We start from the raw sequence: 12858 nt of genomic DNA, 5'->3' as shown, positions 1-12858 counted from the left end.
TGGCACACTGTTTCAACGCTTGGGTTCTACTCATGTAGTGTGGAACCCGCTGTCGGAGTCGAAGATGAAAAACTGGCTGGACGAGATCAAGTGGGACGCTGATGGCCTGGTGCCGGCGATTGCCCAGGATCACAAGACCGGGCGCGTCCTGATGATGGCCTGGATGAACCGCGAAGCACTGGAACTGAGCGCTGCCGAAAACCGTGCCATTTACTGGTCACGTTCCCGTGGCAAGCTGTGGCGCAAGGGCGAAGAGTCCGGCCACGTGCAAACACTGCATGAGATGCGCCTGGACTGTGACGCCGACGTGATCATCCTGATGGTCGAGCAGATCGGCGATATCGCCTGCCATACCGGCCGTCAGAGCTGCTTCTACCGCGTCTTCGAGAACGGCGACTGGAAAACCGTCGACCCGGTTCTGAAAGACCCGCACGCTATCTATTCCGCAGGACACACCCATGAGTGACACTCTGACCCGTCTGGCCGAGGTGCTGGAAGAGCGCAAAGGCGCCGCCGCCGACAGCTCGTATGTCGCCAGCCTGTACCACAAGGGCTTGAACAAGATTCTGGAAAAAGTCGGCGAAGAGTCGGTCGAAACCATTATTGCCGCCAAGGATGCCGCCATCAGCGGTGACTGCAGCGATGTGATCTACGAGACCGCCGATTTGTGGTTCCACAGCATGGTCATGCTCGCCCAACTGGGACAGCATCCGCAGGCTGTGCTCGATGAACTGGACCGTCGTTTCGGTCTGTCCGGACACGCCGAGAAAGCCTCGCGCCCGTCCGCCTGAACAACTATTAGAGAGGAGCAGCAACATGGGCATTTTTGACTGGAAACACTGGATCGTCATCCTGGTTGTTGTCGTTTTGGTGTTCGGCACCAAGAAACTGAAAAACCTCGGCACTGACGTGGGCGAATCGATCAAGGGCTTCAAGAAAGCCATGAACGACGACGAAAAACCGGCTGATCCGACTGTTACCCCGGCACAACCGGTGCCACCGGTTCAGCCACAGACCACGCAGTCCGTGAACCAGCCGCACACCATCGACGTGCAGGCGCAAAAGGTCGAAGAGCCGATCCGCAAAGACGTGTGAGCACTGACTAATGTTTGGTATCAGCTTCTCTGAACTGCTGCTCGTCGGCCTCGTCGCCCTGCTGGTGCTGGGTCCCGAGCGTCTGCCGGGTGCTGCGCGCACCGCCGGCCTGTGGGTCGGTCGTCTGAAGCGCAGCTTCAACGCGATCAAACAGGAAGTTGAACGTGAAATCGGTGCCGACGAGATTCGTCGGCAACTGCACAACGAGCACATTCTGTCGCTGGAGCAGGAGGCGCGGAAGATTTTCACGCCGACACAGCAGGAAGCCACACCGGTTCAGCCGGTTGAGCCGGTCGCGGAGCAGACGATTCATGCTCCTGCCGCCGTGCCTGCACCGGCGGCCACAGAGCCTGCGCCCGTCGTTGCAGCGCCACCGGTTGAACCTGCCACGCCTGCGGCTGCGCCTGTTGCGCCGGCCCCTCATGACCCAACACTGGCGCCGCGAGCCCCATGAGCGATCTTCCTGAAAATGACCAGCACATGCCGCTGGTTTCGCACCTCACCGAGTTGCGTACCCGCCTGCTGCGCTGTGTAGCGGCGATCTTCATTATCTTCGCCGGGTTGTTCGCCTTCACCCAGCAGATCTACACCTTCGTCTCGACGCCGCTTCGCCAGTATCTGCCCGTGGGCGCGACGATGATCGCCACTGACGTGTCGTCGCCGTTCCTGACACCGTTAAAGCTGACCATGATGGTGTCGCTGTTCCTGGCGATCCCGGTGATCCTGCATCAGATCTGGGGCTTCATCGCGCCGGGTCTGTACAAGCATGAAAAACGCATCGCCGTGCCTTTGCTGGTATCGAGCATCATGCTGTTCTACGCCGGCATGGCCTTCGCCTATTACCTGGTGTTCCCGCTGATCTTCAAATTCTTCGCCGCCGCCACCCCGGCCGGCGTGGAAATGATGACCGACATCAGCAGCTACCTCGACTTCGTCATGACGCTGTTCTTCGCCTTCGGCGTGGCGTTCGAGATCCCGGTGGCCGTGGTGCTGCTGGTGTGGATCGGCGTGGTCGACGTCAAATACCTGAAGAAAATCCGCCCGTACGTGATCATCGGCTGCTTCGTGGTCGGCATGATCCTGACGCCGCCGGACATCTTCTCGCAGACGCTGTTGGCGGTACCGATGTGGCTGTTGTTCGAGATCGGCATCCTGTTCGGCGGCCTGATCAGCAAGCGCGGCGAACATCCCGACGACCAGCCGGCTGACGACCACAACGACCAGCCGCCAGCGACCCAGCCGTGAACCTGCTGCTCCTCGAAGAGGCCGACTTCATTGCGGCCGACCGGGTGATCCTGCGGGATCGCCGGCTGACTCACATGCAGGAAGTTCATCGATCCGTGGTCGGCGACAGTTTGCGGGTCGGGCGTATCGGTGGGCTGATGGGCTCGGCCGAGTTGCTGCGTCTGGACGCCGATGAAGCCGAATTGCGCGTCACGCTCGACCAGCCGCCACCGGCCAAGCTGCCACTGACGCTGGTGCTGGCCCTGCCACGGCCGAAAATGCTGCGCAGGGTGTTTCAGACCGTGGCGGCCATGGGTGTGCCACGAATCATTCTGGTGAACAGCTATCGCGTCGAGAAGAGCTTCTGGCAGACGCCGTTTCTGGAGCCAGAGGCGATTCGCGAGCAACTGATCCTCGGCCTGGAACAGGCCCGGGACAGCGTACTGCCGGAAATCGTCATCGAGAAACGCTTCAAGCCGTTCGTCGAAGACCGTCTGCCGGCCGTTACCGAAGGCACTCTCGGCCTCGTCGGCCACCCTGGTAACTACCCGCCCTGCCCCCGGGGTCTGGACGAACCGGTAACCCTGGCCATCGGCCCCGAAGGCGGCTGGATCCCTTACGAAATCGACCTGCTGGCCAAGTCCGGTCTGCAACCGGTACAACTCGGCGAACGCATCTTACGCGTCGAAACCGCCGTCACTGCGTTGCTCGCCCGCCTCTTTTAAGGTCAAACACGGTCCACTGTGGCGAGGGGGCTTGTCGGAACGCCGCATCGCCCCGTTTGGGCGCTAAGCGGCCACCGCTTTTTCCTGCAAAACCGTATCTGCCTATTTGCGACTGCTTCGCAGCCGAACGGGGCGGTGCGGCGGTCCGACAAGTCCCCTCGCCACAGGTATTTACTCGCCTGAACATTGCGTTGCGCCTACAGATTAGTCGTCGCCTGCCGATACAGTTCCCATAAAACCAATGAGTGTCCGAGGGAGTAGCAGCATGTACCGTTGGCTAGCCGAGAATCTGGGAAACGTAAGCGTCAATCGCAAACTGGGGATCGGCTTCGGTCTGGTGCTGCTGCTAACCTTGCTGATCACCTTTACAGGCTGGACCGGCCTGACGGGCGTGATGAGCCGTGGTGACAAGCTCGGGTTCATCGCCAGTCTCAATGACCTGACCAAAGACCTGCGCCTGGCCCGCATGGACTACGACATGCGCCGCGGAGAACAAGGCCCGGCCGCCGTCAACGACCTGCTGAGCCGACTCGACGCCGGCCTGCAAACCGCGCGCAAATTGATCGAACAGCCTTCTGACGTGGCGATGATCGAGCAGCAACTCGCCGCCGTCGGCCAGTACAAGCAAGCCTTCATCGCGATGACCCAGGCCGGCGCCACCCGCGAAGACGCCCGCAGCAAACTGGGCGCGACCGCCGACAACGCAGTGGCCCGCGTCGCCGAGGTCGAAAAATCCATGCTGCAAGGCGACAGCGTCGCCGATTTCAACAGTGTGATCGACCTGAGCAAGCTGATTCAGCAGGCCCGCTTCCAGGTTCGCGGCTACACCTACAGCGGCAAGACCGAGGCCGAGCAACCGGCGCTGGACGCCATCGACAACGCCCTGAAGAACCTCGAAAGCCTGCCGTCCAAACTGCCGGAGCAGCACATCGCCAACCTGCAACAGGCCACCGATTCGCTCAAAGCCTACCGCGCCGCCGTCAGCCAGTTCCGCGACTCCCAGGTTGCCAGCGCCGCCGCCCTCAAACGCATGGCCGAGCAAGGCGAGATCCTGCTCGACGTCAGCAAAAAACTCACCGTTTCGCAAACCATCGTCCGGGACACCGACGCTGCGCACGCCAAGAACCTGCTGCTGATGGCCACCGTTCTGGCCGTGGCGTTTGGCTTGCTGGCGGCATGGGCAATCACTCGCCAGATCGTGGTTCCGTTGAACCAGACCCTCAAAGTGGCCGAGCGCGTGGCCGCTGGCGATCTTACGCAAAACCTTGTTTCCGAGCGTCGCGACGAATTGGGCCAGCTCCAGCGCGCCATGCAGAGCATGACCCTGGGCCTGCGCGAACTGATCGGTGGCATCAGCGATGGCGTCACGCAAATCGCCAGCGCCGCCGAAGAGTTGTCGGCCGTGACCGAGCAGACCAGCGCCGGGGTCAACAGCCAGAAGGTCGAGACCGACCAGGTGGCGACCGCAATGAACGAAATGACCGCCACCGTGCAGGAAGTCGCGCGTAACGCCGAAGAAGCCTCTGAAGCCGCCGTTGCCGCCGATCAACAGGCTCGCGAAGGCGACAAAGTGGTCGGCGAAGCCATCGCCCAGATCGAGCGCCTGGCCCTCGAAGTCGGTAATTCCACCGCGGCCATGGGCGATCTCAAACGCGAGAGCGACAAAATCGGCAGCGTGCTCGACGTGATCAAATCCGTGGCCCAACAAACCAACCTGTTGGCACTCAACGCTGCGATTGAGGCCGCCCGTGCCGGTGAAGCCGGACGCGGTTTCGCGGTGGTCGCCGACGAAGTCCGCAGCCTGGCCCAGCGCACCCAGAAGTCCACCGAGGAAATCGAAGAGCTGATCGTCGGCCTGCAAACCGGCACCCAGCAAGTGGCAACCATCATGGACAACAGCCGCAGCCTGACCGACAGCAGCGTCGAACTGACCCGCCGCGCCGGCAGCTCGCTGGAAAGCATCACCCGCACCGTGTCGGCGATTCAGTCGATGAACCAGCAGATCGCTGCGGCGGCCGAGCAGCAAACCGCGGTGGCCGAGGAGATCAACCGTAGCGTGCTGAACGTGCGCGACGTGTCTGAGCAGACCTCGGCAGCCAGTGAAGAGACCGCGGCCTCCAGCGTTGAACTGGCACGGTTGGGGACGCATCTTCAGATGCTGGTTGGGCGGTTCAAGGTTTGAAACCGAGGTGATGCTTTCGCGGGCAAGCCTCGCTCCTACAGTAATGCTGTTCACTTAAGACAATCATCAGTCGAGCGAGAACCTGTGGCGAGGGGATTCAGCGAAACGTCGCACCGCCCCGTTCGGCTGCGAAGCGGCCCCCTGCGCCCGTTCAGACAGACCGAGTTGTGTGGATTTACGACTGCTTCGCAGCCGAACGGGGCGGTGCGACGTTTCGATGAATCCCCTCGCCACAAATGAGTGCCCGCGCTTAAGTGAACAGCATTACGCTCCTACAGGGCTTTGTGTACCGCTCGATTGAGCCACGACACAATACCGTAGGAGCGAGGCTTGCCCGCGAAGGCGTCAGGACAGGCGCTGAAGTCAGAGAACCTGGCGCAAGAAGGCCTGCGCCCGCGGATCCTTCGGCGCATCGAAGAACTCGGCCGGCGAGGCATCTTCCAGCAATTTTCCGTGATCGAAGAACAGCACCCGATCCGCCACTTCCCGCGCAAACCCCATTTCGTGGGTGACGCAGACCATGGTCATGCCTTCCACGGCCAGGGTTTTCATCACGTCCAGCACTTCGCCGACCATTTCCGGATCAAGCGCCGAGGTCGGTTCGTCGAACAGCATGACCTTGGGTTCCATGGCCAATGCCCGGGCGATGGCGACACGCTGTTGCTGACCGCCGGACAGGCGCGACGGGTACTCGTTGGCCTTCTGCGCAATTCCAACCTTCTCCAGCAATGCCAACGCCTTGGCCTCGCGTTCTTTCTTTCCGCGCTTGCGCACGACTTTCTGGGCCAGACAGAGGTTTTCCAGCACGGTCATGTGCGGGAACAGGTTGAAATGCTGGAACACCATGCCGACTTCGCGGCGGTAGGCATTCACGTCGGTTTTCGGGTCGGCCAGTTGCAGGCCGTCGATGCTCACCGAACCGGAATCGAATTCTTCCAGGCCGTTGAGGCAACGCAGGAAGGTCGACTTGCCGGAACCGGACGGGCCGATCACCACCAGCACTTCGCCCTTGGCCACGTGCGTGGTGACGTTATCCACCGCGCGCACCACCTGGCCACGGGTGTCGAAGACTTTTACCAGATCGCGGACTTCAATCACTTTGTGCGAGCCTCCGCTCAAGCCGGCTGGCGATTTTCGACAGCGGCAGGTTGATCAACAAGTACAGACCGGCCACGCAGAACAGGATTTCGAACGGCGAGAACGAGGTGGTGATGACTTCCCGGCCGCTTTTCAGTAGCTCGGTAATCGCGATCACCGACACCAGCGAGGTGTCCTTTACCAGACTGATGAACTGCCCGGCCAGGGGCGGCAAAACGCGTTTCAAGGCTTGCGGCAGCACCACATGGCGCATCGACTGGCCAGCGCTCAAGCCCAGGGAGCGCGCGGCTTCGTTCTGGCCTCGGGCGATCGACTGCACGCCGGAGCGGATGATTTCCGCAACATAGGCCCCCGTGAACAGCGACAGCGCGGCGATCCCGGCAAATTCCCGCGACAGGTTCATCACGGTGCCGATGAAGAAGTAGAAAATGAAAATCTGCACCAGCAATGGCGTACCGCGCACCAGTTCGACGTATATCGTCGACAGATCACGCAGGGTCGGGTTGTTCGACAGACGGCACAGGCCGGTAGCCAGACCGATCAGCAAGCCGAGCACGCCCGACACCACGGACAGCCACAAGGTGGTCCAAAGACCCCACATCAGCGGTCCGGCAGCCCAATGACGAGTCACGCCAATCACGTCGCCTTCGGCCACATCATCGCCCTGGGCGACTTGCAGGCTGTTGTCGTCGACGATCAGATGCTGCTCGGCACCGGCGTCGTTGCGCAGGGTCACTTCAGCCTGGTCGCCCTTGCGCACCAGTTCGCTGACGGTGGAGATGTCGGCGGCGCGCTGGGATTCTTCGGCGTGGTAGGCGAAGTACTGCGGCACGCGGTTCCAGCGCCATTCGTAGGACATCAGCGAGGTGGCGTAATACAAAGCGCCGGCCAGGCCGATCAGCACCAGCACGGTCAACACGTGCCAGGGCCATTGGGCTTTTTTCTGTTTCATTGAGTCTGAAGGTTCCGAATTCTGTGTCGCTAGGAAAGCCGTCTTCGCGGGCAAGCCTCGCGCCTACATTGGAATGCCTTCCCCTGTAGGAGTGAGCCTGCTCGCGATTGAAGCGACGCGGTCAGTCTGACCGCCGCTTATTCCATGTCCTTCTGCCAAGCGGTGTCTTTGAACCACTTGTCATGGATGCGATCGTAGGTGCCGTCTTTGTGGATCTGGTGCAGGAAGTTGTTGATGAAGTTGATGCTGTCGTAATCACCCTTCTTCAGGCCGAAAGCCAGAGGCTCATAGGTGAACGGCTTGTCGAGGAACACCAGTTTGCCGGCGCCGACCTTGTTCACGGCCACGACGTTGTACGGCGCGTCGTAGATGAAGGCGTCGGCCTTGCCGTTGACCACGTCGAGCACGGCTTCCTGCTCGTTGTCGTAGCCGTGGTACTTGGCTTTGGAGATCAGCTTCTTGGCGACCATCTCTCCGGTGGTGCCGAGCTTGGAGGTGATGCGGTAGTCGGCGGTGTTCAAGTCTTTATAGGACTTGATGGTGCCTTCCAGTTCCTTGCGGATCAGCAGGGTCTGACCCACCACGATGAACGGTTCGCTGAAGTTCAGGCGCAGGTTGCGCTCCTGGGTCAGCGTCATGCCGCTGCCGATCATGTCGAACTTGTCAGTCAGCAGGGCCGGAATGATGCCGTCGTAACCGGTGGACACCAGCTCCAGCTTGACGCCCATGGCCTTGGTCATGGCCTTGAGGATATCGACTTCGAAACCGATGATCTCGCCGCGCTTGTTGGTCATTTCGAATGGCATATAGGTCGGGTCCATGCCGACTTTCAGCGTGCCGCGCTTGACCGCGTCATCGATGGCACCGGCCTGCGCCGCGCTGACTGCAACCAATGCCGTGACGCCGACCAGCAGCATCGACAGATACTTCTTCATCATCAAGTCCCCAAAACCATTGCGTTGTGAGGCGCGCAAACGGCGGGTTTCCTTTGGGAAACCGGCAGATACGAACAGAAAATAGTCCGGGCGCACCAATTCGGGGACGGATGCTAACGCACTCGTCCGTTTGCACAAGGGTTTAAGCAGGAATTGTTGCTCTAACGCTGATCGTTCCCACGCTCTGCGCGCAGAGCGTGGGAACGATCAGCAGCGCAAAAAAACCCCGCTTTCGCGGGGCTTTTCGTTATGCCAACTGAGGCTGCGCACTCAGTGGTTTGAGCGGTAGCAGCGGCGCATGGGGATCGGCTTTCACCGATTTGCGCCAGGCGGCGAGCCACTCGGGGTGGCTTTCATTCCAGATCTGCTCATGCAAGCGAGCCAATGCCACCGGATCGCTCAGCAGCTGCACACGCTCATTGTTGTTCAGACCGTCAGGCCCGACTTTCAATGCGTGGCGCACCCGCTCGATCCGCAACCACTCGATCGGCTCGGCCTGACCGTGACGCGACGTCGCCAGCGAGCACGCCAAGGCGTTCTGCTGTGGATCCACCACCGCGCGGGTGAAGCCGTCGTTCAGCGCATGCCAACGGTTTTCGTGGGTGTACTGGTCGGTTGCCAGCAATGCCTGTGGCGGATTGTATTCCTCAGGGATCAGGAACAGGCTTTCGTCACGGGACTTGAGGCCCAGGCCGACTCGACTGGAGATCACCGACACCGGAATCGACAGCATCAACGAACCGACGATCGGCACCAGCCACCAGAGAAAGCTCGGGTTCAGCCAGATCACCAGCAGGGCCCAGAAGAAGCCCAGCAAAGTTTGCGGGCCATGGCGTTTGACCGCTTCGCTCCATGGTGTGGAGTCGTCGTCACGTTGCGGTGAGTTCCAGGTCGCGGCCCAGCCGAGGAACGCGGCGAGCACGAAACGGGTGTGGAAAATCATCCGCACTGGCGCCAGCAGCATGGAGAACAGCATCTCCAGCAGCATCGACAAGGTCACCTTGAACTTGCCACCGAACTCTTTCGCGCCCTTGGCCCAGATCAGGATGATGCTCAACAGCTTCGGCAGGAACAGCAGCACGATCGTCGTCGAGAACAGTGCAATCGCCTTGTCCGGGTGCCATTGCGGCCACAGCGGATAGAGCTGACGGGGCTCAAGGAAGTACTGCGGCTCCATCAGCGTGTTGACCGCCAGCAGCGCCGTCGATAGCACGAGAAAGAAGAACCACAACGGCGCCGACAAGTAAGACATCACGCCCGTCAGGAACACCGCACGGTGAACCGGGTGCATGCCCTTGACCAGGAACAGCCGGAAGTTCATCAGGTTGCCGTGACACCAGCGACGGTCACGCTTGAGTTCGTCCAGCAGGTTCGGCGGCAGTTCTTCATAGCTGCCCGGCAAATCGTAGGCAATCCACACGCCCCAGCCGGCACGGCGCATCAGCGCAGCTTCAACGAAGTCGTGGGACAGAATCGCACCGGCGAAAGCACCTTTACCGGGCAGCGGCGCCAGGGCGCAGTGCTCGATGAACGGCTTCATGCGGATGATCGCGTTGTGGCCCCAGTAGTGGGATTCACCCAACTGCCAGAAGTGCAGACCGGCGGTAAACAGCGGACCGTACACACGGGTCGCAAACTGCTGCATACGCGCATACAGCGTGTCCATGCCCGACGCACGCGGCGCGGTCTGGATGATCCCGGCGTCCGGCGTGGCTTCCATCAAGCGCACCAGACTGGTCAGGCAGTCGCCACTCATCACGGAGTCAGCGTCGAGCACGACCATGTACTTGTAGTCACCGCCCCAACGACGGCAGAAGTCGTCGAGGTTGCCGCTTTTACGTTTAACGCGACGGCGACGGCGGCGATAGAAAATCTTGCCGAAGCCCTTGGCTTCACGGCAGACGTCCAGCCAGGCTTGTTGCTCGGCAACGCAGATATCGGCATCGTTGCTGTCGCTGAGGACAAAGAAGTCGAAGCGATCCAGGTTACCCGTGGCCGCAACCGACTCGAAGGTCGCCCGCAAACCGGCAAACACCCGTGGCACGTCTTCGTTGCAGATCGGCATCACCAGTGCGGTGCGAGCGTCCCTGGGAATCGGCTCGTCGCCGGCGCTTTTACCGGAAATGCGGTATTTGTCGTGTCCGGTGAGCAACTCGAGGAAGCCCATCAGCGCGGTCCAGAAACCGGCCGATACCCAGCAAAACAGAATCCCGAACAGAATCAGGATGCTGGTTTGCAGTGCATATGGCAGGACTTGCGTGACAGTTTGCAGGAACGGCTGATGCAGGACTTCGTTCAGGTCGACGAACGACCAGCCCTGGTACGGCATGATGCCTTTCATGTACCAGCCGGCAACGATGGTCTGACCGAGCATCAGTACCAGCAGAATGTAGCGGCGGATCGAACCGACGGTGCGCCAGCGAGCCGCCGGCAGCACGTTTTCGTCCTTCGGCGGAGCCGGCGGATTGGTGCGACCGGTCAGACGACGCCAGCCACGCACCAGAATGTTGGTGCGCCACGGCTCCGGCACGACTTTGGTCCGACGGATCGGCGGGGTGGCCTTGAGGCAAACCCGACCACTGGCGTCGAGCACCAGCATTTCCGCTTCTTCCAGCTCTTCAGCGGTGTTCAGGGTCAGGCGACGGCCCACCGAGGCTTGAGCAGCCTCGGCCGGTGCGTCAAACGTCGAAGACGACAGACGCTGGTGCAACTCGCTGAAGGACTGGCAGCCCGCGAGTTCCGCGCGCTGCTGGTCGGTCATCGGTAGATGCGCCAGATACTCGGCAAGAGTCTCTGGCTGAACTTGAGAATTACTCATCGGCAGGCAACTGGTAGCTCCAGGTCTCGGTCAGGACTTCTTCAGTCGAGGCCGATTCCGGTGTGGCTGGGGCCGCGTCCGCAGCAACAGGCTGCTTGGCGTCTTTGTTGTCCTTGTCCTTGGTATCGGCAACTGGCTTGGCGTCGGCCTGCTTGGCTTCGGCTTGCTTGGCGTCCTTGGCTTCCTTGGCTTCCTTGTCCGCCTTCTCTTGTTGCTTGGCGGCCACTTTGTCGGCCTTGGCAACCGAAGAGTTGGAGACTGGAAGCGATGTCTTGGAGAGGTCGCCCGGCACGATGTTCTCGACCAGTGCTGCACGCATCTCGGTAGGCTTGCCCGGATCCTTGATTTTCATCCGCAGGGTCAGGCGCCAGCCCTTGGTTTCAGGGTTGTAGCGCACGCTGTTCTCGACCAGCTCGGCATTCTCGCCAACGCTGACCTGGCTGCGAACGTCCGCAGTTTCCGGCAGTGCTGCAAGGGACGGACCTTCGAAGTCCACCAGATAGGCAACGCTGCCGTCCGGCTGACGGATCAGGTTGGACTGTTTCACGTCACCTGTGGAGCGCAGGGTTTGTTGGACCCAGGCGCTGTCCGGTGCGTGAAGTGCGGCTTCGTCGATGGTCCAGTGCATGCGATAAGCGACGTCCAGCGGCTGGCCAGGCTCAGGCAGTTTTTCCGGACTCCAGAACGCAACGATATTGTCGTTGGTTTCGTCGGCAGTCGGAATCTCGACCAGATCGACGGAGCCCTTACCCCAATCGCCTTCTGGTTCGATCCAGGCACTTGGACGCTTGTCGTAGCGGTCGTCGAGGTCTTCGTAGTGGCTGAAGTCGCGGCCACGTTGCAGCAAGCCGAAGCCACGCGGGTTCTCGATGGCGAAGTTGCTCACCGACAGGTGTTTCGGGTTATTCAGTGGACGCCAGATCCACTCGCCATTGCCGGCATGGATCGACAGACCGCTGGAGTCGTGCAGTTCGCGACGGTAGTTCAGCACTTTCGACGGCTGATTGGCGCCGAACAGGAACATGCTGGTCAGCGGCGCAACGCCAAGCTTGGTGACCTTGTCACGCAGGTACATCTTGGCCTTGACGTCGACAACGGTGTCGCTCCCCGGACGCAGGGTCAGGCGATAGGCACCGGTAGCGCGTGGCGAATCCAGCAGGGCGAAGATCACCAGGTGCTTGTCACCCGGTTTCGGCTGTTGAATCCAGAACTCGGTGAAACGCGGGAATTCTTCGCCGGACGGCAACGCGGTATCGATGGCCATGCCGCGAGCGGACAAGCCATAGACGTGACCCTTGCCAACAACGCGGAAGTAACTCGCGCCGAGCATGGTCATGATTTCGTCTTGTTTGTCAGCCTTGTTGACCGGGTACAGCACACGGAAACCGGCATAACCCAGTTGTTCGGTGGCTTTAGGATCGAACTTCACGTCGCCGAAATCGAAACGACTTGGGTCGTATTTGATCTCTTCGACGGTGTTGGCCGTGATTTCGTTGATTTTCACCGGCGTATCGAAATGCATGCCCTGGTGATAGAACGAAAGCTTGAACGGGGTCTTCTGATCGGCCCATTCGGCTTTTTCAGTGCGGAAACGAATTTTTTGATAGTCCGCGAATTTCATTTCGCGGAATTCGTTCGGCAGGTTACTGCGCGGGGCTTCGTATTTTTGACCGGCCAGCTCTTTTGCCTTGACCGATACATCATCCAGATTGAATGCCCAAAGCTGGCCGGCGCTGAGCAGGCAGAGCAGTGCAGAGCCCGCTACCAGAGCGCTTCGGAACCGTTTGGCAGTCATATTTGGTGCATTACAGGGACTAACAATCACGAGC

At 60.6% G+C, this 12858-nt stretch carries 12 protein-coding genes; 7 read left to right on the top strand and 5 right to left on the bottom strand.

The features are described 5' to 3' along the window. Nucleotides 1–64 precede the first annotated feature (64 nt). The 7 genes from hisI to ACYZTM_RS17305 all read left to right on the top strand — a co-directional run bounded on the left by hisI (nucleotide 65) and on the right by ACYZTM_RS17305 (nucleotide 5226). The gene (hisI, locus tag ACYZTM_RS17335) at nucleotides 65–466 is read left to right on the top strand and encodes a phosphoribosyl-AMP cyclohydrolase (RefSeq protein ID WP_054054645.1); all 402 of its coding nucleotides are present in this window, start codon (nucleotides 65–67) and stop codon (nucleotides 464–466) included. Beyond that, nucleotides 459–791 (top strand): phosphoribosyl-ATP diphosphatase, encoded by a 333-nt coding sequence (locus tag ACYZTM_RS17330; RefSeq protein WP_008047820.1) that lies wholly within the window; start codon nucleotides 459–461, stop codon nucleotides 789–791. The genes hisI and ACYZTM_RS17330 overlap by 8 nt, the downstream gene beginning before the upstream one ends. A 25-nt stretch (nucleotides 792–816) precedes the next feature. Beyond that, the gene (locus ACYZTM_RS17325) at nucleotides 817–1095 is read left to right on the top strand and encodes a twin-arginine translocase TatA/TatE family subunit (RefSeq protein ID WP_010464483.1); all 279 of its coding nucleotides are present in this window, start codon (nucleotides 817–819) and stop codon (nucleotides 1093–1095) included. Between the two features lie 10 nt (nucleotides 1096–1105). Then, nucleotides 1106–1549 carry a Sec-independent protein translocase protein TatB gene (gene tatB / locus ACYZTM_RS17320; protein ID WP_461983679.1) on the top strand — a complete coding sequence of 148 codons (444 nt, stop codon included), beginning with the start codon at nucleotides 1106–1108 and terminating at the stop codon, nucleotides 1547–1549. After that, nucleotides 1546–2340, top strand: coding sequence for a twin-arginine translocase subunit TatC (tatC, locus tag ACYZTM_RS17315; protein WP_131061476.1), 795 nt, complete (start codon nucleotides 1546–1548; stop codon nucleotides 2338–2340). The genes tatB and tatC overlap by 4 nt, the downstream gene beginning before the upstream one ends. Beyond that, entirely contained in the window at nucleotides 2337–3044 is a 708-nt protein-coding gene (locus tag ACYZTM_RS17310) for a 16S rRNA (uracil(1498)-N(3))-methyltransferase (protein WP_131061477.1), read from the top strand. The genes tatC and ACYZTM_RS17310 overlap by 4 nt, the downstream gene beginning before the upstream one ends. Before the next feature lie 265 nt (nucleotides 3045–3309). Next, nucleotides 3310–5226: a methyl-accepting chemotaxis protein gene (locus ACYZTM_RS17305; RefSeq protein WP_461983676.1), complete on the top strand. Its 1917-nt coding sequence runs from the start codon at nucleotides 3310–3312 to the stop codon at nucleotides 5224–5226. A 363-nt stretch (nucleotides 5227–5589) separates the two neighbouring features. Here the strand turns inward: ACYZTM_RS17305 and ACYZTM_RS17300 are convergent, their stop codons facing one another. The 5 genes from ACYZTM_RS17300 to ACYZTM_RS17280 all read right to left on the bottom strand — a co-directional run bounded on the left by ACYZTM_RS17300 (nucleotide 5590) and on the right by ACYZTM_RS17280 (nucleotide 12854). Further along, a complete protein-coding gene (locus ACYZTM_RS17300) occupies nucleotides 5590–6324 on the bottom strand; it encodes an amino acid ABC transporter ATP-binding protein (protein ID WP_131063383.1) in 735 nt (244 codons plus the stop codon). After that, on the bottom strand, nucleotides 6317–7276 hold the full coding sequence (locus ACYZTM_RS17295; RefSeq protein ID WP_461983674.1) for an amino acid ABC transporter permease: 960 nt from the start codon (nucleotides 7274–7276) through the stop codon (nucleotides 6317–6319). The genes ACYZTM_RS17300 and ACYZTM_RS17295 overlap by 8 nt, the downstream gene beginning before the upstream one ends. A 137-nt stretch (nucleotides 7277–7413) precedes the next feature. Next, on the bottom strand, nucleotides 7414–8211 hold the full coding sequence (locus ACYZTM_RS17290) for a transporter substrate-binding domain-containing protein (protein ID WP_131063394.1): 798 nt from the start codon (nucleotides 8209–8211) through the stop codon (nucleotides 7414–7416). Nucleotides 8212–8458: 247 nt separating this feature from the next. Next, a complete protein-coding gene (mdoH, locus tag ACYZTM_RS17285) occupies nucleotides 8459–11029 on the bottom strand; it encodes a glucans biosynthesis glucosyltransferase MdoH (RefSeq protein ID WP_131063385.1) in 2571 nt (856 codons plus the stop codon). Continuing rightward, a complete protein-coding gene (locus tag ACYZTM_RS17280) occupies nucleotides 11022–12854 on the bottom strand; it encodes a glucan biosynthesis protein G (protein WP_461983671.1) in 1833 nt (610 codons plus the stop codon). The genes mdoH and ACYZTM_RS17280 overlap by 8 nt, the downstream gene beginning before the upstream one ends. Nucleotides 12855–12858 lie beyond the last annotated feature (4 nt).

Source organism: Pseudomonas sp. MDT2-39-1, from assembly GCF_054898085.1.
This window is presented reverse-complemented; position numbering and strand designations above follow the sequence as displayed.

Excerpts from the sequence above, each read along its gene's own strand:
- hisI (WP_054054645.1), top strand. The coding sequence starts at position 65 with ATGAAAAACTGGCTGGACGAGATCAAGTGGGACGCTGATGGCCTGGTG.
- ACYZTM_RS17330 (WP_008047820.1), top strand. The coding sequence starts at position 459 with ATGAGTGACACTCTGACCCGTCTGGCCGAGGTGCTGGAAGAGCGCAAA.
- ACYZTM_RS17325 (WP_010464483.1), top strand. The coding sequence starts at position 817 with ATGGGCATTTTTGACTGGAAACACTGGATCGTCATCCTGGTTGTTGTC.
- tatB (WP_461983679.1), top strand. The coding sequence starts at position 1,106 with ATGTTTGGTATCAGCTTCTCTGAACTGCTGCTCGTCGGCCTCGTCGCC.
- tatC (WP_131061476.1), top strand. The coding sequence starts at position 1,546 with ATGAGCGATCTTCCTGAAAATGACCAGCACATGCCGCTGGTTTCGCAC.
- ACYZTM_RS17305 (WP_461983676.1), top strand. The coding sequence starts at position 3,310 with ATGTACCGTTGGCTAGCCGAGAATCTGGGAAACGTAAGCGTCAATCGC.
- ACYZTM_RS17295 (WP_461983674.1), bottom strand. The coding sequence starts at position 7,276 with ATGAAACAGAAAAAAGCCCAATGGCCCTGGCACGTGTTGACCGTGCTG.
- ACYZTM_RS17290 (WP_131063394.1), bottom strand. The coding sequence starts at position 8,211 with ATGAAGAAGTATCTGTCGATGCTGCTGGTCGGCGTCACGGCATTGGTT.
- mdoH (WP_131063385.1), bottom strand. The coding sequence starts at position 11,029 with ATGAGTAATTCTCAAGTTCAGCCAGAGACTCTTGCCGAGTATCTGGCG.